This is a genomic window from Testudinibacter sp. TW-1 (assembly GCF_050613185.1).
Lineage (GTDB): Bacteria > Pseudomonadota > Gammaproteobacteria > Enterobacterales > Pasteurellaceae > Chelonobacter.
Genome location: NZ_CP192511.1, coordinates 14,586 through 34,915, shown reverse-complemented (window position 1 = coordinate 34,915; position 20,330 = coordinate 14,586). Strand labels below are relative to the sequence as shown.

31 protein-coding genes are annotated in these 20,330 nt (G+C 44.8%); 7 read left to right on the top strand and 24 right to left on the bottom strand.

Going from position 1 to position 20,330, the window contains the following annotated elements:
- Window positions 1-44: 44 nt before the first annotated feature.
- The 24 genes from ACQ31U_RS00265 to ACQ31U_RS00150 form a co-directional block, all read right to left on the bottom strand.
- Window positions 45-245: a hypothetical protein gene (locus tag ACQ31U_RS00265; RefSeq protein WP_431052811.1), complete on the bottom strand. Its 201-nt coding sequence runs from the start codon at window positions 243-245 to the stop codon at window positions 45-47.
- Window positions 246-299: 54 nt separating this feature from the next.
- Window positions 300-551: a DUF2513 domain-containing protein gene (locus tag ACQ31U_RS00260; RefSeq protein WP_431052809.1), complete on the bottom strand. Its 252-nt coding sequence runs from the start codon at window positions 549-551 to the stop codon at window positions 300-302.
- Between the two features lie 40 nt (window positions 552-591).
- Window positions 592-1,434 carry an exonuclease domain-containing protein gene (locus tag ACQ31U_RS00255; RefSeq protein WP_431052807.1) on the bottom strand — a complete coding sequence of 281 codons (843 nt, stop codon included), beginning with the start codon at window positions 1,432-1,434 and terminating at the stop codon, window positions 592-594.
- 8 nt (window positions 1,435-1,442) lie between these two features.
- Window positions 1,443-1,805 (bottom strand): hypothetical protein, encoded by a 363-nt coding sequence (locus tag ACQ31U_RS00250; RefSeq protein ID WP_431052805.1) that lies wholly within the window; start codon window positions 1,803-1,805, stop codon window positions 1,443-1,445.
- Window positions 1,806-1,899: 94 nt separating this feature from the next.
- The gene (locus tag ACQ31U_RS00245; RefSeq protein ID WP_431052803.1) at window positions 1,900-2,166 is read right to left on the bottom strand and encodes a phage tail assembly protein T; all 267 of its coding nucleotides are present in this window, start codon (window positions 2,164-2,166) and stop codon (window positions 1,900-1,902) included.
- An 8-nt stretch (window positions 2,167-2,174) separates the two neighbouring features.
- A complete protein-coding gene (locus tag ACQ31U_RS00240; RefSeq protein ID WP_431052801.1) occupies window positions 2,175-2,597 on the bottom strand; it encodes a hypothetical protein in 423 nt (140 codons plus the stop codon).
- Window positions 2,598-2,659: 62 nt separating this feature from the next.
- Window positions 2,660-3,319, bottom strand: coding sequence for a hypothetical protein (locus ACQ31U_RS00235; RefSeq protein WP_431052799.1), 660 nt, complete (start codon window positions 3,317-3,319; stop codon window positions 2,660-2,662).
- A gap of 4 nt (window positions 3,320-3,323) precedes the next feature.
- Window positions 3,324-3,668, bottom strand: a complete 345-nt coding sequence (locus ACQ31U_RS00230) for a DUF3168 domain-containing protein (protein WP_431052797.1) — start codon at window positions 3,666-3,668, stop codon at window positions 3,324-3,326.
- Window positions 3,665-4,147, bottom strand: a complete 483-nt coding sequence (locus ACQ31U_RS00225) for an HK97-gp10 family putative phage morphogenesis protein (protein ID WP_431052795.1) — start codon at window positions 4,145-4,147, stop codon at window positions 3,665-3,667. The genes ACQ31U_RS00230 and ACQ31U_RS00225 overlap by 4 nt, the downstream gene beginning before the upstream one ends.
- The gene (locus ACQ31U_RS00220) at window positions 4,128-4,463 is read right to left on the bottom strand and encodes a phage head closure protein (RefSeq protein ID WP_431052793.1); all 336 of its coding nucleotides are present in this window, start codon (window positions 4,461-4,463) and stop codon (window positions 4,128-4,130) included. Before ACQ31U_RS00220 ends, ACQ31U_RS00225 begins: the two co-directional genes overlap by 20 nt.
- 1 nt (window position 4,464) lies before the next feature.
- On the bottom strand, window positions 4,465-4,785 hold the full coding sequence (locus tag ACQ31U_RS00215) for a head-tail connector protein (RefSeq protein ID WP_431052791.1): 321 nt from the start codon (window positions 4,783-4,785) through the stop codon (window positions 4,465-4,467).
- 45 nt (window positions 4,786-4,830) lie between these two features.
- Window positions 4,831-6,033, bottom strand: a complete 1,203-nt coding sequence (locus tag ACQ31U_RS00210) for a phage major capsid protein (protein ID WP_431052789.1) — start codon at window positions 6,031-6,033, stop codon at window positions 4,831-4,833.
- Between the two features lie 3 nt (window positions 6,034-6,036).
- The gene (locus ACQ31U_RS00205) at window positions 6,037-6,696 is read right to left on the bottom strand and encodes an HK97 family phage prohead protease (RefSeq protein WP_431052787.1); all 660 of its coding nucleotides are present in this window, start codon (window positions 6,694-6,696) and stop codon (window positions 6,037-6,039) included.
- On the bottom strand, window positions 6,680-7,918 hold the full coding sequence (locus tag ACQ31U_RS00200; protein WP_431052785.1) for a phage portal protein: 1,239 nt from the start codon (window positions 7,916-7,918) through the stop codon (window positions 6,680-6,682). Before ACQ31U_RS00200 ends, ACQ31U_RS00205 begins: the two co-directional genes overlap by 17 nt.
- Window positions 7,915-9,315, bottom strand: coding sequence for a terminase large subunit (locus ACQ31U_RS00195; RefSeq protein ID WP_431052783.1), 1,401 nt, complete (start codon window positions 9,313-9,315; stop codon window positions 7,915-7,917). Before ACQ31U_RS00195 ends, ACQ31U_RS00200 begins: the two co-directional genes overlap by 4 nt.
- 112 nt (window positions 9,316-9,427) lie before the next feature.
- Window positions 9,428-9,886, bottom strand: a complete 459-nt coding sequence (locus ACQ31U_RS00190; protein WP_431052781.1) for a hypothetical protein — start codon at window positions 9,884-9,886, stop codon at window positions 9,428-9,430.
- A gap of 131 nt (window positions 9,887-10,017) precedes the next feature.
- Window positions 10,018-10,332 (bottom strand): HNH endonuclease, encoded by a 315-nt coding sequence (locus ACQ31U_RS00185; protein WP_431052779.1) that lies wholly within the window; start codon window positions 10,330-10,332, stop codon window positions 10,018-10,020.
- Entirely contained in the window at window positions 10,316-10,495 is a 180-nt protein-coding gene (lysC, locus tag ACQ31U_RS00180; protein ID WP_431052777.1) for an Rz1-like lysis system protein LysC, read from the bottom strand. Before lysC ends, ACQ31U_RS00185 begins: the two co-directional genes overlap by 17 nt.
- 25 nt (window positions 10,496-10,520) lie before the next feature.
- Window positions 10,521-10,889 (bottom strand): hypothetical protein, encoded by a 369-nt coding sequence (locus ACQ31U_RS00175; RefSeq protein WP_431052775.1) that lies wholly within the window; start codon window positions 10,887-10,889, stop codon window positions 10,521-10,523.
- On the bottom strand, window positions 10,886-11,290 hold the full coding sequence (locus tag ACQ31U_RS00170; protein ID WP_431052773.1) for a M15 family metallopeptidase: 405 nt from the start codon (window positions 11,288-11,290) through the stop codon (window positions 10,886-10,888). Before ACQ31U_RS00170 ends, ACQ31U_RS00175 begins: the two co-directional genes overlap by 4 nt.
- Window positions 11,283-11,600, bottom strand: a complete 318-nt coding sequence (locus tag ACQ31U_RS00165; protein WP_431052771.1) for a phage holin family protein — start codon at window positions 11,598-11,600, stop codon at window positions 11,283-11,285. Before ACQ31U_RS00165 ends, ACQ31U_RS00170 begins: the two co-directional genes overlap by 8 nt.
- Window positions 11,601-11,736: 136 nt before the next feature.
- Complete coding sequence (locus tag ACQ31U_RS00160; RefSeq protein WP_431052769.1) at window positions 11,737-12,096, bottom strand: antiterminator Q family protein; 360 nt, start codon at window positions 12,094-12,096, stop codon at window positions 11,737-11,739.
- 332 nt (window positions 12,097-12,428) lie between these two features.
- Entirely contained in the window at window positions 12,429-14,831 is a 2,403-nt protein-coding gene (locus ACQ31U_RS00155) for a DUF5906 domain-containing protein (protein ID WP_431052767.1), read from the bottom strand.
- A gap of 3 nt (window positions 14,832-14,834) precedes the next feature.
- Window positions 14,835-15,071, bottom strand: a complete 237-nt coding sequence (locus ACQ31U_RS00150) for a Cro/CI family transcriptional regulator (protein ID WP_431052765.1) — start codon at window positions 15,069-15,071, stop codon at window positions 14,835-14,837.
- A gap of 149 nt (window positions 15,072-15,220) precedes the next feature.
- Between ACQ31U_RS00150 and ACQ31U_RS00145 the strand changes: the two genes are divergently transcribed.
- The 7 genes from ACQ31U_RS00145 to ACQ31U_RS00115 all read left to right on the top strand — a co-directional run bounded on the left by ACQ31U_RS00145 (window position 15,221) and on the right by ACQ31U_RS00115 (window position 20,249).
- Window positions 15,221-15,976, top strand: a complete 756-nt coding sequence (locus ACQ31U_RS00145; protein ID WP_431054354.1) for an XRE family transcriptional regulator — start codon at window positions 15,221-15,223, stop codon at window positions 15,974-15,976.
- A gap of 425 nt (window positions 15,977-16,401) precedes the next feature.
- A complete protein-coding gene (locus ACQ31U_RS00140) occupies window positions 16,402-16,695 on the top strand; it encodes a hypothetical protein (protein ID WP_431052763.1) in 294 nt (97 codons plus the stop codon).
- A gap of 137 nt (window positions 16,696-16,832) precedes the next feature.
- A complete protein-coding gene (locus ACQ31U_RS00135; protein WP_431052761.1) occupies window positions 16,833-17,222 on the top strand; it encodes a hypothetical protein in 390 nt (129 codons plus the stop codon).
- Window positions 17,212-18,414 carry a DUF2800 domain-containing protein gene (locus ACQ31U_RS00130; protein ID WP_431052759.1) on the top strand — a complete coding sequence of 401 codons (1,203 nt, stop codon included), beginning with the start codon at window positions 17,212-17,214 and terminating at the stop codon, window positions 18,412-18,414. The genes ACQ31U_RS00135 and ACQ31U_RS00130 overlap by 11 nt, the downstream gene beginning before the upstream one ends.
- 21 nt (window positions 18,415-18,435) lie before the next feature.
- Entirely contained in the window at window positions 18,436-18,987 is a 552-nt protein-coding gene (locus ACQ31U_RS00125) for a DUF2815 family protein (protein WP_431052757.1), read from the top strand.
- Between the two features lie 79 nt (window positions 18,988-19,066).
- Window positions 19,067-19,426: a hypothetical protein gene (locus ACQ31U_RS00120; protein ID WP_431052755.1), complete on the top strand. Its 360-nt coding sequence runs from the start codon at window positions 19,067-19,069 to the stop codon at window positions 19,424-19,426.
- A gap of 16 nt (window positions 19,427-19,442) precedes the next feature.
- The gene (locus ACQ31U_RS00115; RefSeq protein ID WP_431052753.1) at window positions 19,443-20,249 is read left to right on the top strand and encodes a DUF2303 family protein; all 807 of its coding nucleotides are present in this window, start codon (window positions 19,443-19,445) and stop codon (window positions 20,247-20,249) included.
- Window positions 20,250-20,330: the final 81 nt, after the last annotated feature.

The window sequence follows — 20,330 nt, the reverse complement described above, 5'->3', positions numbered from 1 at the left end:
AAAAAGCCCGCCGAAGCGAGCTTAGTAACCTTGTATGTTTTGAATCATTTATTCTTACTGTGTTGATATTTTTGGTATTTGTTTAAATAAAAAATAATCAAAGGTCCAAATAAAACCGCAAGAATTAATAATCTTTCATTTGTAGTTCTTGATAAAAAGAAGTCGCTTAAAAAAATAAAAGCAAAGATTGGAATAAACACCAATGCCGCAGCATCAATCATTCGATCAACAAGCCAACGAAACATAACCACCTCCCTCATTATCAACTACTCAATATATAACACAATTTCGCCGATTTTTCAATTAAATAGCCCTTTAATTGCCGTTGTTGTCACGGTTTTTATCAAGTCAAACGAGAGATCGACACCTTTTGTTTTGATCGTACTTTTAACCGAGTTCCAAATGCTGTCATTTCGGATTTTGTCTAGAAACGCGTGTCCTTGCCACATTAGAGAAAGGGCAACGTAATCTTCGCCACCAGCATCGGACAGGTCATCAATTAAAATCAACCCAGCATCATTTAATCGTCCAACTTTTTGGGGGCAGATCACTGTCGGGTGCGGTTTTCCGCTTTTATAGAAGGTATGTCAACTATTCATTTATCAAATTGAAAAAATCACTTTCGGACAGGATCATTATATTATGACCTTTAGTTATTAGTTCTTGAGCTTTTATTTCTTTATTGCTTAATTCTTTGCCTCTTAGTTTATCTTTATCTTGAATACCGATAACGAGCATAGTCACTTTTTTTGATACACCATCTACGACATTACACCCTACTATAGCCGCTTTCTCTGCGGCTTCACGTCTTGGAATTGATAATTCTCCTGTAAATACAACTGTTTCTCCAAATAAAATACCATCAGGATTGCCTATTCTACTGATTATAGCCTTTTCTATATCCATCGGTTTTTTGATGCGAGAAAGCCAAAAAGATAAATCCTGCTCGCTATCACATATTGCTCTATTTAAAATTTCCCCTGCAATAATTGCATCATCAAGAGCGTTGTGATGATTTTCTAATCTTATATTTAAATATTTAGCAACTTTGGCAAGTCCATATCCTTTTTCTGAGAATTTATTATTCCATGAACGCCGAACAACGCGCATAATATCAAGCCACTCATTATCTATTTCCGGAAATAACCTTGTTAGCGATACTCTGTCAAAGGCACCATATGAGCAGATCACATACTTACTAAATAATGAAAGTATTTGGTCTTTAACTTGTATAATCGTAGGCGCATTTTTTACTTGTGAGGGGGTTATTCCATGTATACATATATTCATAGGATCAAAATAGTCACACGGATTAATCAACGAATCCCAAGTTTTTACCAGCGCACCATTATGATAAATAGCGATTCCAATTTGGCATATAGAAGTTAAATTGGGGTTCGCAGTTTCAATGTCAACGACAACAAATTTATCCATTTTTCTGCCTAATATTTCGCACAATTTTCTATTGGGTATAAAACATCACCTAAAGCAAATGTTGTTTGCGTACCATTATAAAATAAGATATTGCTGCCTTTATATGCTTTCTTTATATCCAAAATAAATCTGACAACATTTACATTAGGAGTAGAACTTAATCGAATATCATTTTCTCTTTTTTCTTCATGATAACCTAAATGATGTAGCCAAAATGGTTTAATACATTGAAAATATTCATCAACAGTTTTTGTGGTTATTAGGTCAAGTGTTGGTTTTTCTTGTAATAATTTATCCTTTTTCATTCCTTGACTGCCTATACATGCAGTAAGGAATGCGCTTAGTAAAATGGTGGTCAATACCTTTTTCATTTTTGCTCCTTGTTATCAAAATGTAGAGCAACATTATCATAATTTTCTGACAATTAAAGTGAGCCGGATCAAATTTATAGCCCGGTTATTCGGGCTATCTATTCGCCAAAAACTCTTCGCTGCCATCGTCGTCATCGTCCGCCACCGCACTTTTATCCGTAAAGAACGGCATAAAGTTGGTGAGTTTCGGTGATGATTTTTTCGGATCTGAATTGACGGCTGCCAGTAAATAGGCGATTTGTGCTGTTCTGAAATCGTCACGCCACAGCCCGAACGGTTGCTCTTGATAAAATTGCTGATATTCACGCAAGTGCGGTTCGGGCATGGTTTCGATTTCTTGTAGCGTTTTGCCTAACGCCAACGATAGGGTTAGTTGGAATCGTCGGCGTTCGGTGAGTTTTTTTCCGGTTCTTCCGTTGCCAAGACCTTATTGATTGCGTCAAGCACTGAGCCGTCGAGGGTCAAAATCTGATCTAAGTCGTCTTGGCTATCGGCATTGAACAGGTTTTTGCCGTTTTCGTCACATAAACGTGTGGCAATGTTGCGTGCGAGGGTGTACGGATCGTACACGTTGCGTAGCTGCATGGTCAGCACCAGCTCGTCTTCCATGTTCAGCTCAATGCTTTGTTCTTGGGCGAGTTTAAGCAACGCAGCACGCTGTCCGTACAGCGCTTTATTGGTTTCACCGACATTAAGTTCACGGATAAAAAACGTTTTGCCGTGAATTTCAACGGGAGTTAATTTAGGTTTGATTGCAAATAAATCTTGGCGGTTGCCATTTTGTTGTGTCATAACGATGTCCTTTTAGTCAAAAATAAGCCCCACCGAAGCAGGGCATAAAAGTGCGGTTCGGCTTACGCCACCGGCAGCAAGTAATCGCGTTTTGATTTTTTAATCGTGATACCGGATTCGAATTTGCCTTTGACTTCACCGGAGGCATTAGCACCGGTTTGAATGAAGCCTGTGCCGTAGATAGAGCCTTGTTCTTTGCGCAGTACCATTTTGTACGGGAACGTTTCTTTGCCGTAGAATTTCTTACGGAGATCCGCTTGCATTGTCGTGGCAGGCGCGTAGAAAAAGGTCAGTTTGACCGAACCGAATTCGATGTCGCCCGGTTCGGTTTCCGTGCCTTCTGAACACATGGTGGTAACGTCTTCTTCGGTTAAGGTGTCACCGTCAATTTCAATATTTTTGATGGCACAGAAATTTGATGACCAATCTACTTTAGCCGCTTTGGCATTGGTGAATACCGTTGGTTTGTCGAAGTTCGACCAATCCACTTCGTCGGCAAAGGTGATTTTGGTGGTGGTAGCCGATTTAACAGGGTAGTAACCGTCAAGGCTGCCTAAGCCTGTGATTCGGATTAAGTCGCCTTTAGCAAAGGTACCGTCTGCAATGGTGATTGTAGCGACATCGGTTACTTCACACGCGGTAATCGTTTTTTCACTGTTTTGTACAATACCTTTGCCCAAGTAAAATTTTGTTCCCTGAAACGGGGTGGTTTGTGTTGTCATAAGTTTAGCCCTCATATGCTATGGTGTATAAAATTAATCGCCGGTGCAATTTGGTGTCCGGCTCGTAATCGCTGTGATCGTTAATGCGTTCCGCAAATTCAAACGCGTTTTCTAATGCCAGAAAGACCGGTTTGCGCAAGTTAAAAACATCGTCCGAATGGCGGCTATAAATATCGATCTGTACCTGAAAATCGTCTAAATCACCGTCTTCCAGTGCGGAATTAGGCGAAATCAGTGGAAACTGATACACGATAACCGGGTACTCGGTATTGGTTTCCGGCACGACCTCATAAAAACAACGCCCCGACACCAAAGGCGACAGGGCGGAGTAGAGTTTTTCTTGGATCATTGATTGCCTTCCTTGAGAATTTCGGTGCGTAAGGTGTCAATAATGGCTTTTGCCGCCTGTTGTTTGCTTTGCTCAAAAGCTGGGCGCATAAAGGGTTTTGCCGGCATTTTTGATGTGCCGAATTCCAAAAAACGCCAGTAAAACGGATCTTTCGGATTAAATGCACCGCTTCTGCCTGTTTTGCCCTTGAATTTGAGGATTTGCTTGGTAGAAAGCCCTTTCACCCAAACATAGGTGTTGGTTTTGCCGTTTCTGCCGATTTTGGTGCGGCTAGAAATGGCTTTTTTTACTGTACCTGCTTTTCTGTGCGGTACGTTTTCTGTTAAGACTGGTGCATTGGCGCGCGCTTTGTCGCGCACAATAGCACCGCCTTTTCGCATGGCTTTAACGGCGATGCGATTACTGGCTTTTCTACCAAGTTCCCCCATTGCTTTTTGCAATTCTTTTAGCCCGCTGACTTTAACCGTGACGCTGCCCATTGATTCGCTCCTTGCACATCAGTTGCAGTGCAGTATTCCGCTCGTTATGGTTGATTGCCGAAACCACCTCAAAAGTGCGGTCACCCCATTTCACCCGCATGGTCGGCTGAATATCCGGACGATAACGCAACCAGATTTGGGTGGTAATTTCCGACTGCACTTGTTCTGCTGCAAAGTATTCTCGCCCTGATAGTGGTTTGATTTCTGCCCAAACGGTTGCGACATCTTCCCAATCAGTGATCGCGCTACCGTAGCTGTTTAGTGTGCTGATTTGCTGCTGTAAGGTTATACGGTGTCGGAGTTTGCCGATTTGCACGCTACACCCCCATAATTCGGTATGGTTGGAGCAGTCGCCATGCCCCGTCCTCGATCTCTTTGCTGACAGCGCCATTACCGATGACCGCACTTTCACGGTGTTCGTACCAATGCGCCACCAGCATTAACATGGCGTGGCGTAAGGCGTGGTTGATCACCATTCCGTCCGGATCGTTTTCAGGTGCTTCAGCTTGATATAGCTTGCGGTTGAGTTGCGCTTCCAGATAATCCTGTGCCGCATTGGCATAACCGATTAACAGATTGTCTTCTTCATCGTGATCAATACGACAATGCAGTTTAATGTGTTCCAACGTAATTAACATATCGCTCCCGCCTCAAAAAAATGCCCTCCGAAGAGGGCAGGGAGATTAGCCGCCGACTGCTGCTTTCGCCGCCAATGTGCCTTTGATAAAGGCTTCCGGGCGGTAAACTGCTAACGCTAGGCGTTCTTCACACAAGATGGTGACTAAGTTTTTGATGAAGTCGTCTTCATTTTCGGTGGATACCGCAATTGCGGACGCTTGGCGATCAAAAATCTGTGCGCCTAAGTTGAATGCACCTGTCAGGAATTGTCCGGCTGTCATTGCTTGGGTTTGTACAACAGAAAGCCCCCACAGTGTCGGTTGCGCCAAACTTTGCGGATTGCCGATGATGTGGCGACCTTGTCCGTCTTTTTGCAATTCAATTTTCGCCCAATCAATCGGATTCAAAATAAAGCCGTTTGGTGGGTATTCCGCAATGATTGCTTGCAATAATGCAAGGCGAAGCTGATCGATAATGGTGTATTCGGTCAGTTTTGCCGGATCAGCAAAGGTTGTCGCTTGCGTTAAAATTCCGTTTAGCTCGCCATTGCTGCCGGTGCCGTTCAGCAATTGTTTTTCTTCGAACAGTTTTAAGCCAAAGAATAGCCGTCCACTGATATAGCTTTGCAGCATATCGGCATCGTCTAAGATTTGGCGTGATGCTTTCATAAAATGGGCAATGGTTTTCACGCCGACGGTTTCTTCTCCGAATTTCAGATCCGATTGCGCCTTTTTGTCGCCCTCTTTTTTCTGATAGCCGGCGCTGTTGGTAAAGCCGGTTTCTTTGATGTAGGTGATTGAGTTGCTACTGGTTGTCCCTTTCGCCAAGAGGTCGCGAATGGTTAAGCGCATATCCGGCGGCGCAATAATGCCCGGTAAGCGTTGTTCCGGCACTAACGCACCGGCTGAACCGGCGGCATCGGCGGTGGCACTGGTGATAGTCGCTTTTATGTCCAAGCGAGCGGAGCGCCCTGAGCGTGGATCTTGCGCAAAGGCTTTGAATTGTTCCGATTCAACCAGTTGTTGCCCTAATGATTTGCCGGATTGAGTATCGCTTGCGCCACGACGTGCCAATTTTTGTTCGGCTTCATCTAAGCGGCTTTTGACATCGCCCATTGAAGATAAGGCTTCGTCCACTTGTTCTTTCAAGGAATCGAGGCTTTTTTCACCTTTCCCCATGCGCCCTTGCAATTCTTCGCCCATGGCTTTTACGCCGTCAGTGGCTTTTTTCAGCTCGGTGGCAAGCTGTTCTAAATTTTGTTCTGGCATACGTTATTCTCCCGTATTAATTGATTTTAAAATGGTAAGTGCGGTATCAACTTCTGTTTTTTCAGGCTCGCCCCGAAGGAGTTTGCGCAAACCATGCCCCGCGATAGCTGTAGCTTGCATTTTGGAAAAGCCTGCCTCACGCAGGAATTTTTCAAATTCGGATAGGGTCGGCAGTTCACCGTGTAAAAGTGCGGTTTTAACATTGGAAACCGTGCTTTCCACGTTTGCCGGATAGGTGACGACCGAGACTTCTTTCAGATCTACATCTAAGATTTCTAGCACATCGTCCTTTTCGTCATAGGTCCATTTATTCAGGCGATAGCCGATAGATAAGCCGTCAATTGCTCCCGCTTTGAGTAGCGCATGGACTTCTTTCGCTCGGGCTACATCATTAATTAATAATTTCCCTTCACCGTATAAGCCGTGATCGTCTTCTTTGAGTGATGTCCAAACCCCAATCGGCTGATTGCGGTCATGATTCCAAAGCACCGGCGGCATTTTGCCTTTTCCCGCCCAGTCCAACAGGGTTTGAGCAAATGCGCCTTTGCGTACGATGTCGCCGTAGCTATCTTTCAGGTCAAATACATTACAATAGCCCGAAAAAAAACCGTCATCTTGGACGGCTTCGGCTTTGAATTGTAGATCTTTAGTTTTGAGTGTCATTTTCCACCCCGATTTTTTCAATAGATGTAAGGTTCAGTTGTACGGTCAGCGTGTCGCCGCCATCAACCGGTGGTAAATTTTCCAGTTTGCGCACTTCGTTACGGCTCATGACACCGTTTTGCAGCATTTGTGCGTAGAAGTTTGCGCGTCCGGCACTATCTGCCCGTAGTAACCCTTCAACGCTGAACAAAGGGTAGAATTCCTTACGCTCGCTCGGCTGGAACAGTTTACGGCTAATCGTTTGTTCAATCCGTTTCAGGGTTGGTTGCAACGAATACGTTAAGAAACCCAGATTGGTTTGTTCCAAGCTCGAAGCCCACGATGAGGCTTTATCGGTGCGGTAAATCAGTTGCGGTGGCACGGAAAACGCTCGACAGATTTCTTCGATGCCAAAGAAGCGGCTTTCGAGTAGTTGTGCGTCTAGTGGGTTGATCCAACTGCCTGCTGAATTGGCAGGCTCCATTTCAGCTTCAAGCACCATCCATTTTCCTGCATTTTCCGGGGCGCTGAATGTGGCTAAATTTTGCCGCATTCGACTGCGCTGTTCGTCGGTCAATACTCGGCTACCGGTCTTGATAAAGCCACCGGCTTTCAGGTTATTTTTAAACGCGGAGGAAGCGGCTTTATTGGCATCAACTTGTGCGCCGATACATTGTGCTTGGTACTGAATCGGCGACAAGCCGATAAGTCCGTCAAGAGTGAAGCCGCGAAAATGCAGAATATCACTTTCAAGATATTCACCGCCGTCACTGTTATTCTTGTCATAGAGATAAATAATTTCGCCGTTGCGCCCCCGTTTGACACGCATACATTGCGAATCTAATACATCAAGAGAAACAATTTTGCCCGAAGTGCGGTTGATCAAGCTGTAAGCATTACCCCATAGGTCGAGGCTGGCACTTTGCGCTTCCCAAAATTCACTGGCGCACATATCGGCATTCGGTGAATCGTGGATAATCCGGTAAAGCGGGTGTTCGTTTGCCTGTTCGCGATTACTATTGCGTAAATGGAGTGGCAAAGAGGCAATGGTTTGGCTGCGCAGTTTGACACACGCCCAAACCGCCGAGAGTTTAAGTGCGGTTTCGGCATTGACAATATTGCCGGATTCGGTGGTTTGGCTGATGTGTGGGGTGGCTATATCGCCTTTATCCAGTCGTTTAGCACCGCCAAACCATCGACCGTAAAAGCGTGACCACCAGCCGCTGTCGTTTAATGTTGTCATGCTATGATGATGTCCTCTAAGTATTTGTCAATGTCTTGTGGTTGCACCGCTGTTTCTGCGATACCGAGTGCCATGGCTAATGCGACGATACCGTCGATTCGCCCTGTTGCTTTGTGTTTTTCAAATTTGCGGTTGCCTGCCGGATCTTGCGCAATAACCGCATTCGCCGCACACATGGTTAAAACCGGATTCATTCCGTGCCGTAAACGGGCATTGAGCAGATCGCTTTCCAAGCGATCTATTGCCGGTGACATATCTTTGAACCCTTGTCCGAATGGGACTAAGGGGAGGATTAACTCGAGTTGATCCAATTCCTTTTTGAGTACGTCAATTCGCCAGCGGTCAAAGGCAATGGCTTGAATATCAAAATCACTGATGATTTCGGCAATGTCTTTGGCCACATGGGCATAATCGACGGTTGCGCCCGGTGTAGTGCGGATAAACCCTTGTTTGACCCAAACATCGTATGGTGCGCGGTCTTTGGTTGCGCGCTCTTTCAAACCGATTTCCGGTGTCCAGAAATAGGAATACACGTTAATTGTGCCGTTTGGATTCTGTGCAACCAAGATAAGTGCGGTCAAGTCGGTGCGAGCCGATAAATCCAGTGCGCCATAGACGATTAAGCCGTCCGGTGTTTCTGCCACTAAGCCGCTTTCTTTCCAGGTGTCGGCACTGACAAAGGTTGAAACCGTACTGACCCGTTGATTCAGGTTCAGATTGCGAAACGTATTTTCAAATGCCGGCATCCGTTTGGCTTTATCCGCCAGTTTTGCGATGTCTTCCTCGCTGCGGAAAACCCCTAAAGCTGGGTTTGCCTGTTTCCATGCGGAGGGATCGGTAATTTTTAAGTCTTTATCTGCCGTGTACACATGGCAAACGGTATGTGGATCATGATTGTTTTGCGCATCATCTATCCAAATTGAGAGTAAATCTGCATCGTTTGCCGCCTGTGTGCTGATTGTCAGTAAGAGCGGGTGTTCATGCGCCCCTTGTGCCGTGGTGATTGCGTCCACGAATGCCGATTGGCTGCCTTGTACTTGCCCGACTTCGTCAAGAATTGCCAACACGGGCGATAAACCCTGTGCGGTTTTGCCGTCGGCGGCAAGGGCCTTGTATTCCACATTCATCAACAGACCAATCAGGCGTTTGCCAGACGGGATAATTCGAGCAATATCCTGCAACTCCGGATTAAGGTTGATCATCTTTACGGCGAGATTGAATACCAATGCTGCTTGTTCACGACTCAATGCGCCGCTGACAATTTGTGAGTTTTGAATCGCTACCGGACCGACAAGGTGTGCCAGTAATAAGCAGGCAATAAGCGCGGTCTTGCCGTTTTTTCTGCCAATAGAGAGCATGCCATGGTTAGTGCCAACCGGATTATCATAAACTTCCATGATAAATCGTTTCTGAAAGGGGAGTAGGCGTATCGGTTTTCCGACTAATTTGCCCTCCGGCACTAGACAATATTTCTCAATGAAGGCGATTACTTTTTCAGCTCTAGTCATATTAATTTATTCTTGCCAGTAGTCCGTCGTCATCTTCAATGAATTTTCGGGTGTCGCTGTACAGTTTGTTTTTCTTGATTTGGTCTCGGCTTTCGCCATTAGTTGCTCGGCTGTGGATCTGTAATGCTCGGCACATCGATAATGCGCGCGAGTTCAGATCCTCAATGATTTTGTGTAGCGGGTGCAGCTTTGGTTCGCCATTTGCGGCAATAAAATAACGCCCGACTTTTTCCACTTCTTTCTGTCGTTTATCAATTTCGACATACAGCTTAGATAGGTTCATCGCTTGGATCAGGTCATTGGGTGTCCAAGAGTCACCGGCACGGCTGTTGATAATTTGATTCCAATACTGTAATTCGACTTTACTGAGTTTTTCAGGCGGTAATATTTGGGTTTGTGCAGCTTTTGCCGCCATGACCTGAGCGGCGGCACTATCACTTCTTAATTTTCGTCCACTCATAAATAAAACCTATTAATACTCTAATTTTCAATGGAAAAACTGGATTAGCGATAAAAGTGTGTTCCATGGGCGGTTGTTCAGGCGAAAGTGCTGAACTTTTTACCCACCCTCCCCCTATTTGATATTCATTATCAATTATGGAAAGGGTGTTCAGGGTCGAGTGGAAAACCGTTTACATCACAACCAATTTCGTTAATATTTTTTGATTCTGCTCGTTGCTTTGAGCTATCATGATGAACCTTACATAATGACTGCAAGTTGTTAGGATTAAAGAATAAATTTAAATCACCTTTATGCGCTGTAATGTGGTCTACAACTGTCGCCGGTGTTATTTTGCCGTCACGCTGACAGTAAACGCAAAGAGGTTCTTTGGCTAGGTGATCTAAGCGTAGCTGTTTCCATGACTTACGATAGTACAGATGATGCCAATCACTCCGACTTTTCACGCTGAACCGCCTCCGTATAATCAATTATGCCTTGCAGCCGTCCTGCACAAATCCGCAAGTCACGCTTAAGCAACACCGCATACTCAGTGATGGCGGTGTAGGTGTTACCGTGTAGCATTGGCTCAGGGCAGGGGATTAGCAGTGACGGCGGTGGGGTGATCATGTGTGTCTCAATCTTAATTACCGCTTCACTTGCGCAACTGCTCAAGCACAGCAGCAGGGGCGTGAGTATCGCCACATACATTGCCCTTGAGCAACTCGCGAATCGTTTTAACTTGATCATCGGCTTGCTCCCTTTTTTCCTGTTCGTGTGCCAGTTGTTGTTTGGTAATATCTGCTTGGATTGCCAGCGTATCATTCAAGCGTTTTAATTCAGCGTTGCGTTCGGCAACCGTGATACGCAGTGCATCAATCGTGTGTGATTGTTTCTCGATTTGAATTTTGTTTTCATATTGCAGCCACAGTAGCCCAACCACGAAAATTACTGCAAAAACTTTGGCTGCCTTATCAACATTGGCACAACACGCTTTGAGGAAAGAGAGTAATATCGCATTCATGGGTACGCCCTCCACGTCAATTCAAAGTGCGGTCCGTCGTAAAAGCGTTCGTCATCAGATCGCCCATTTTCGTTCCAGTCTCCACCCCAACGAATTGACACACCCAATTCTTTTGCCGCTTCGAACATCACTGCTGCTAAGTCATTAAAGGCTTGTTTATTATTCCAATCCACCGGCAATGGCACCAAGTCCACCGCATGACCGGTCAAGTGTCGGGAGCGCATCGTTTTGCTGTTGCCAGCGGTGAAGAGTTGCTTTTGCCGTTGAATAGAACGCTTGCCCTCAATCACCGCGAAATCAACAGGGGATTTTTTTAGTGCAAGACGGACGACTTTGACTAAATCAGGGTGAACTCCTTGCAACCGAATTTCACTGGTTGTGCCAAATTTAAAATTAGTCATGGTTTACTCCTGTTCTTGCTGAAAAGAAACGCCAAAACGCATTCAATGCGATACTGCCCATGTAGCCTGACAGCCCGGCACCGATCCATGTCATGTTCTGATCTAAACCACTGGAAACACAAACTAAGCCACCGATAAAACCGGCAAAGGCAGAGACGAGAATTTGTGAAAGAAATTCCCAAATATTCCAACGTGTTTTGTTGTACTGTCTATCGGTTAAATATTTGGCGACACCGCCAAAGCCGGAAATCAACAAAATCGGAATCCAGCTTAGAAAGGAATCTAAGTTGTTCGGGTCACGGCTTGGCATGGGGAAATCCTTTTCTATAGGCAATAAAAAACCCCGACTGGAAAACCAATCAGGGTTATGGAAATCTATATTTGGTATTATCGAGTTGCGCTTACCGCAAGATATAGCAAAATACTAGTAGACTGGACGACCACTGTCAATACTTATTTTTTCGCGATTGGCTCAAAATTCCCCCGATATAGGCTTCTGCACCGTTGAAAACCTGCAGTGTGTAAGATTTGGATTTTTGGATTGAGCGCATAATCCGATTAATCGAGATTTTGTCGATATAGTAGGCATTTATCATTGCGTGTCCCAACGTATCATATTTTTTTAAACAGGATACCGCACTTTCCACCTCCAAGCCTTTTTCGTCCGAACAGAGTAACCGATGATCCGGCTCGCTTGCCGCCCCTTGCAATCCAAGTGCTTTGCTTGGGTATTCTGTTCCGTATTTTCGGCAGTGAGCCCAATTGCCCCACGCCGTTAAAGTATCTTTCACTTCATCTTTGGTCATCGCCTTTTCTCCCGTTCCATCTTGTCCCACTGGTGGGACACACTTAACATACTAATTTTATTAAGAAAATCGCTTCTTTGTCCCACTAACTGAGTGTCCCCGTAGTTTTTATAAACTCTATAGAGAAAAATAAGTACTGCGTTACCACTACTGCGTTGCTAAATTTTTATCTTTATAACTTTATTTTTAGTAGGACAGTGGGACAAATACTAAAATTTAAAAATAACATATTGATTTAAATTAAATTTTTTATGTCCCACTTGATTTTTTACAGTGGGACAAAATTTTTCTAATATCTTGTTTTTACAAGACTTTATTTGTCCCACTACTTTTTATTTTTCAAATTCAAGTGGACAAATATCTGCAATCTTCAGCAGCTCTTGTTTTATGTATTCTTTAGATAATTTCACTTCTTTTGATAACAACCAAGGTCGTACGCGTCTATCTCCGACCCGAAAACGAGTGTAAGGTGTTGCATACTGTTGAAGCAGTTTTCTCACCTGATACTCGTCGATTTCGCTATCAAAATCATTGCCGCCTTTAAGATACGCAACGACCTGAGGCATTGTCATCGCTAACGCCGGCGGATCTGACATAAACTCGGTAAAGGCACGTTCTGTATCATTCATATTGAATTCAATCATATTGCGGCGTGCCGGCGTATCGAATGAATGTGTCCATTGGTAATCGCTCAAGTCGATTTGCATTAAGTAAGAATAGACTTCGGCGATGAATTGCCGGTTATCAAGCAAGCGATATAAGCGGTCATAATAGGCTTTGTCTTTCGCCTGCTCAGGACCGGCAAACACGTTGATCCGACGGTCTTCCTGTTTGATTACTAAGGCATCGGTATGATTTGTCATAAAGAAAAAGTTGGTGTAAACCGGTTGTGTGCGCTTCGCACCATACTTGATATTGACCTCAAGATAGTTCTCCGTCAGCGTATCCCGCACTTTATCGCTGATTGCAAAGCGTTCACTGCGCTCTTTGACTTCCTCGACACTACAGAGTAATGATTGGTGCAGATAGCCGTTAAATTGCCCATCGACTAAATCCGCCATTTTGCATTTTTTACAGTTCCAATGCCCAAGCAGTTTTTGCAGCAGTTCGACGACCCAGCCACGCCCCGTGCCGTGTGCAATTGCCACCAGCATATTCGTGACCTTATTGCGGCGTTCAGGGTGTTTGCGCAGTGACGCCATCCATTGAATAAAATGGTTACGTTCTTTGATATTGGGGATCAGATATTCCAAATGCGCCAAAAAGTGCGGTAAAAACTCGCGTGTCTCAACGGTGTCGATTTGCGGCAAATAGAATTCGTTATGTAGCCAGTTCTTGTTTTCGTCCATAATCAACCGAGGTTGCCCTGGCAAATAGACCGACCCAATTGCCGATTTACGGTCTTTGTGTTCCAACCACGCTTTATGGATTGGCTCTTGCACTTGCTGTTTACCTTTCAGTACCGTTCGGGTAACATTAGCCGTGTAGTTTTTGAACTCGCTGAGTTTGAATTTGTATGAATGCGGGGTGCTATCGAGGTCGCAAACACGGTCGTTCTCCGCCATATACAGATAGCGTTTGCAGAAATAGGCGACCTTATCGGCAATTTCCTCGTTCTCTTTGACATCCTCGAAATCATTATCCCGAAAGCCAATCGCATTTAAGAAATCGCCGTCGTTACGGTGTGCGCAGTGTGCATGTTGGCATTTGAAATGACCTCGCTCAAAACCACCGGTATCGGCAGGAAAATAGGCGGTAGAGGTGTCGTTGCCCTCACTGGTATGCTCATGTTCAAACGGGCATTTAATAAAGCGTTCGCCGCGGTTGCCGATACCGAATACCGTCCAATGCTGATCTAAATATTTAGTCACTTCATCAACCGAAGTGCGGTCACCGTGCGATAAATCCCGATTTTTAGAGAGCGCACTGGCTTGAGTATTTTTCAGCGGCAATGTCATTTCCAATGCCGCCCACAGGTTTTCAAAGGCTTCGGCGCTCACCACCGGAATCTCAGTTGGTAACCCATTTTCCCACTCGTAGCGCACGCCGCTGGTGTGAGTACCGACGGCAACAAAGTGCTGTCCTTTGCCTAAAAACTCGATTATCTCGTCATTTTCAAGACGCATAACCCGCTTAGTCATCGGTTCGCCTTCTACGGCAAACAAATACAAGCATTTATTCGCATTGGAACGGAAGCGTCTCGGCGGTGTTAAGCCTAAGACTTGCAATAGTGAATTGCTAATCATTTGAAGTGAATCGTCATCTTCAAGATCGCAATCGAGGGCATAGATATAACTACTGCGTACTTTATCTGAAAGTACTGCGTCATCAGCACTTTTTTCATCTACGCAGTACCCTGTGCCAACTACTGCGTAGGTTGTTTTTTGACCTGTTACGCAGTACTTTTTACTGTTTTCTGCCTCTTGACGCAGTACTTTGCGAGTAGTAACGCAGTACTCTGATTTTCCTAAGCGGATACATATTCCTAAACGTGAGTCTTTTTTCCACGCTTCGATACTCGATTTTTCCACTTTTCGATTCGGCCAGCTGTCTAACCCTGCGATAAAACCGTTATTATTGACAATAGACGGCAATTTCCCCGCACGTTTGATCCGACTGCGGGGGGAGATTTTAACATTTGGATCGGAAACGACAGGCAGTAAATCTGCCGCTAAGTTCAGCGCATTCGCAAAGTGATCCCATTGTTGGGCGGTTGCCCCATAAATTATTGGCATAAATCACCCCTTTCTTGCGGTTCTGCGTTTTTTATTGCGCAAAACTGACCAATTCACATCAGGGCGCAGGTCTTCACACTTGATTTCCCCTTTTGTTAATAGCTCAATATCAGGACAACGTTCCGCAGGGATTTTATTATTTCGGACCCACATATTTACTGCCCAAGGGGAGATATTAAAGTATCTGGCGACTTTAGATGGTCCGCCCAACGAGAAGATAGCTTTTCCGGTTGCAGTCATTTCACAACTCCTTACTAATTTAAAGCAACTTAAAATCAAATATAAAACAAATTCAAAATTACCACTTGAGCAAGTTAAATGCAAATTTATTTGCAAAAAATGCGGACTGCGATAGAATAAAGGCATAAATAGCAAAGGGAGGTAGGATGATGAGTAAAGACACGATTACAACCCGTTTAGTGAACTTGATGAATGAAAAAGGCTTAACGATAAAGGAGTTAAGCCAAGGTACCGGAATGAGCTACGAAATGGCACGGCGGTACTATAAAGGGTTAAGTGATTTAAAAGGGGATGCGCGAGCTAAAGTGGCAAAATGGCTTGGGGTTAGCGCAGCCTATTTACAGTTCGGCGAAGATAACGAAGATACCCGGCGTTGGCTCGGGGTAATAGACGATTTTGAAGATTTGGATACCGGAAAAGAAATCGAATCGAATGTTGGTGAAATTGGTGGCTTTGACTTATGGGATCGTCATACGCCATTGAATGAAGACGAGGTTGCCGTGCCTTTCTACAAAGATATTCGGCTTGCCGCCGGCAATGGCTTTGCGGACGATATTGCCGATTATAATGGCTTCAAATTGCGTTTTTCCAAAGCAACATTGCGCCGTGCCGGTGTACAGTACAATCAGGCGGTATGCTTAACCGCAAAAGGCAACAGTATGGAGCCTGTGCTACCAGATGGCACAACAGTTGGTGTTAATCTTGGTTGTAAAGAGATCAAAGACGGCAAGATGTATGCCATTAATCACGGTGAGCTTTTGCGGATAAAATTATTACAGCGTTTGCCGAATAATCAAGTGCGAATTCGCAGCTACAACACTGCAGAATATGACGATGAAGAGGCGGACTTACAAGATGTCACTATTCTTGGCCAAGTGTTTTGGTGGTCATTTTTAGATTCTTAAGCGTGTAAAATCCAATCTAACCGCTCAATCGAGCGGTTTTTTAACGTCTAAAATTCAATAATTCGCCCAATCATCAAAAAAATTCAAAATTTTTTCCGTATTAAAACAATAGAATACAACTCATTTACAAATATATTTGCAAATTTATCACAAATATATTTGCAAATAAAATACAAATGTATTAGTATTATTCCCAACAAAGCCAAACTGGCTACCGTTCTTTAACATTACTGGTTAACCCCCTATAGCGTGAAAGCGTTCGCATTGTGTGCGAGGGGGGCTGAGGCAAACACAAAATAATGAGATCAGCGTTCCGGCAACGGAATCGCCTATTCAGCTAGGCGTGTTGTGGTTAATAAGCAATCTGATCTCACCTATTACAAATAGGCATTGTATCAGTGGTTATTTTTAATGGAGAACGCAGTATGACAACATTAGTCTGTCCAGTGGTGTGCGAAACGGTTTACGTGGACCGCACTTCGGAAAAATTAATCGGAAAAGCCGGTAGATTGCAGCGTATGTTTGCAAAAAGCCGTGAACAACAAAATGCGAAACGCAACAGGGAGCACCAAGTGCGGATTGCGGTATTATGTGAAACCCTGCCTCAGCGATCAAAACCGGTAACCGTGTGTCATAAGTTGCACACACATAGCAATAACAATTTCAATACGATCCATGCTAAGCAAAAAATCCAACGGCAATGCCGGGAATTAATTTAGTAATTCAACCCACTATAGCCCACCTCGCGTGGGCTTTTTTATACCTGAAATTTATGAAAGAGCCTGAATTCTGGGTTTTAGCAACCCTGCATTTTACTTTACTTGTCCTGATTTTCATCATGTTATAGGAGAACCTCATGTTAGAACAAGCCTTACAAGCAAACACAGAAGCCATTAATCGTCTATGCAGTCTGTTCGCCGATTTTATGGCAACCGAAGCAGTTACCGTCGAAGCGACAGCGGCTACATCAGAAAATACACCGCCGTCAAATCCTCTGGCAGACGACACTTCTCTCGCACAAACCGAAACAAAAGCAGCAGAACCTGCGGTCAATAACGAAACCTTGCGCAAACAATGCCAAGCGCTGACACTGAATTTGGTGTCTGTTGATCGCGCCGGACTGGTGGAAATCTTTAGCGGTTTCAAGGCGAAAGGGGTATCCACCGTTGCGGATAACGATTTATCGCTATTGCTTGAACAACTGCAGCTTTTAGCCGAAAAAGCGGGGGTGAACGATGCCGAGTGAACACGCATTGTTATCACCGAGTGGTGCGCACCGCTGGTTGCGGTGTAACGGCTCGTTGCTATTGGAAGCAGAAAGCGAAGACAAAAGCTCGCCCGATGCGGATTTAGGTACAACAGCACACGCCCTTGCCGAATTCTGTTTGCGTAATCAGGTGAATTGCGCGCCGGCGTACCTGGGCAATAAACCGGCAGGACCGGACTATCCCGCCGTCGATGAAGAAATGCTGGAATATGTGCCGAAATACATTCATGCCGTACGCGATTATGCCACCAACGGCGAATTGCTTATCGAAATCCGAGTGGACTTTTCACACTATATCGGACAGCCCGATTCTTTCGGAACGGTGGACGCATTGATTTTGAATGGCGATGAAATCCAAATTCACGATCTGAAATATGGAAAAGGCGTGAAAGTCGATGCCGAAGGCAATGAACAGTTACAGCTTTACGCCTTGGGCGCATACGATATTTATCAGTTCGTACATGATATTCGTCAAGTGCGGTTATGTGTCCATCAAGTGCGGTTAAATTCGGTGTCGGAGTGGGTGCTGACCATTGAGGAACTACTTGCCTTTGCTGAACGTGCAAAAGCACAGGCAGCGAATGCGGTGCGTTTGCTAAACGGTGGCGAAGTGCAAGAGGGCGATTTTGCTCCGCAAGAAAAAGCCTGCAAATTTTGCAAGGCAAAAGCGAAATGCCACGCCCTTGCCCAACACGTTGTCAATACCGTTGCTGACGATTTTGTCGATTTGGATAAACCGACCAATTTTGAGGCTGCGATGGAGAGAGTGGCAAACTGTGACAATCGGCATATCGCCCACCTATTGCCGGAACTGGATTTAATCGAAAGTTTCTGCAAAGCGGTGCGCATACGGGCGACTGCCGAATTGATGAATGGCAACGACGTACCGGGCTACAAATTGGTTGCGGGTAAAAAAGGCGCGCGTAGCTGGACGGACGAAACCGAAGCAGAAGCGAAGTTGAAATCGTTACGCTTGAAAGTGGACGAAATGTACAACAAAAAGCTGATCAGCCCAACCCAGGCAGAAAAGCTGCTCAAAACCACCCCAAATAAATGGGACAAAATCCAAGACTTCATTATCCAAAAAGACGGCTCACCATCGGTTGTGCCGCTTTCTGATAAAAGACCCGCCATTGTCATCAGCAATGATGATTTTGAAGATTTAACTTAACCCAATCCATAAGGAAAAACTATGAAAGTAACGTTAAAAGATGTGCGTTTAGCATTCCCTGCATTATTTGAAGCCAAAACTATTAACGGTGAGGGCGACCCGCGTTTTAGTGCTGTCTTGTTGTTCGATAAAGGCAGCGACAACTACAACGCCGTGATGTCCGCAATGAAAGCGGTTGCCGAAGATAAATGGGAAGAAAAAATGGAGGCAAACTGGAAAGCCATTAAAGCCAAAAATGCGTTTTGTTTGCACGATGGCGCAGAAAAACCGGAGTACGAAGGCTTTGAAGGCAAGTTTTTTGTATCCGCCCATAACAAAGCGCGCCCCAAAGTTGTCGATCGCAATCGACAAGAATTGGTGCAAGCCGATGGTAAGCCTTATGCCGGTTGCTATGTCAATGCGGTAATCGACATCTGGGCGCAGGACAACAAATACGGCAAACGCATCAACGCCTCGCTTTCCGGCATTCAATTCGTCCGTGATGGTGATGCCTTTGCCGGTGGCGGTGTTGCCAGTGCCGATGATTTTGATGATTTATCTGTTGATGACAGCGGTGCAGATGATTTTATGTGATCGCACTTTGCATTTTTCACCAAAGTACAGAGCTGCCTGAGGGCGGCTTCTTTTTTACCTAAATTAAGGAAACAGTCTGATGAAAACCAATCTACAAGATTTTTTAGATGAATTAGATGCCAGTGTTTTTGTATCGAAAGTGGCAACCGCACTTTCTCAAGTCGCACTCGGCACAGTGACACATGACAAACAAGGTAAGGTCATTCTTGAATTTACTTTGAAAAAGATGGAAAGCGATAGCGATAGTTCGACCAACTCAAAAGTGCAAATCTCGCACAAACTGATCTACTCGCAGCCGACCAAACGCGGCAAGGTATCGGAAGAAGATACCACCGCCACCCCGATGTATGTCCACAAAGGCGGACGTTTATCGGTTACTCCTGAGCGTGTGGAGACCAAAGACAATGTGATCCACATCAAACAAGCCAAAGCCGTTTAACAAAAGGAAAAACATAATGGATAAGACAGCCATTCAAGAAATCAAAGACTTAGCACTCTCTTCTGTGCGCATTAGCCCGACGGATTACCCTCTTGCCATTGTGCCGAAAGATATGCAGGTCTTTCCGCTTGAGCGTTATCAAGCACAGCGTAACAGTTATCGTGTTGTTTATCGCACCTCGCATTATCGTGATTACATCAGCTACGTTGAGCGCAACGTTCAGCCAAGCGCACAGTGTTTTGTCAATCCTGACACCATGTCAGCCAGAACCCTATTTGACCTTGGTGATATAGCTTCACCGGGACACGCTCTGCATGCCGCAGAACTGAGTTTATCTGCTACCGCTGCGTTTGAAGCCGTTAGCAGCATTGACGAGCGACAGCTGGAACAAAGCGAACTGTCGGATTGGCTTGAGGATTGGGCGGACAACATTACGGCGTTTGACGACGCCGGCGAAGAAATCAGCTTTGCCAATGCACTTGCGGCAGTGAGGAAAATCACATTGGATTATGCTAAAAGTGAAGAACACGAAGTTGGTGATTTTGCCGCTAAGAAATCGGCAATGGAAAGTGTGGAAGCAAAAAGCAAACTCACGATCCCACACAGTTTCACTTTCACCTGTGAAACCTATAGCGGCTTAAATATTCGTGACATTACATTACGCCTACGAATTTTAACCGGTAGCGACGAGCCGATTTTAGTGTTGCGTATGGTGAAAGCCGAAGCACTAAAAGAAGCCATTGCAGAAGAGTTCGCTGATAAAGTGCGGTTCTCCCTAACCGGAACGGATATTATCGTGAATATAGGCACTGTTGAAGTGTAATTATTATTTAGCCCTCAAGTTTGGGGGCTAAATTTTATAGGCTTATTTATAATACTTAATTTATATAACGGAGATATATAT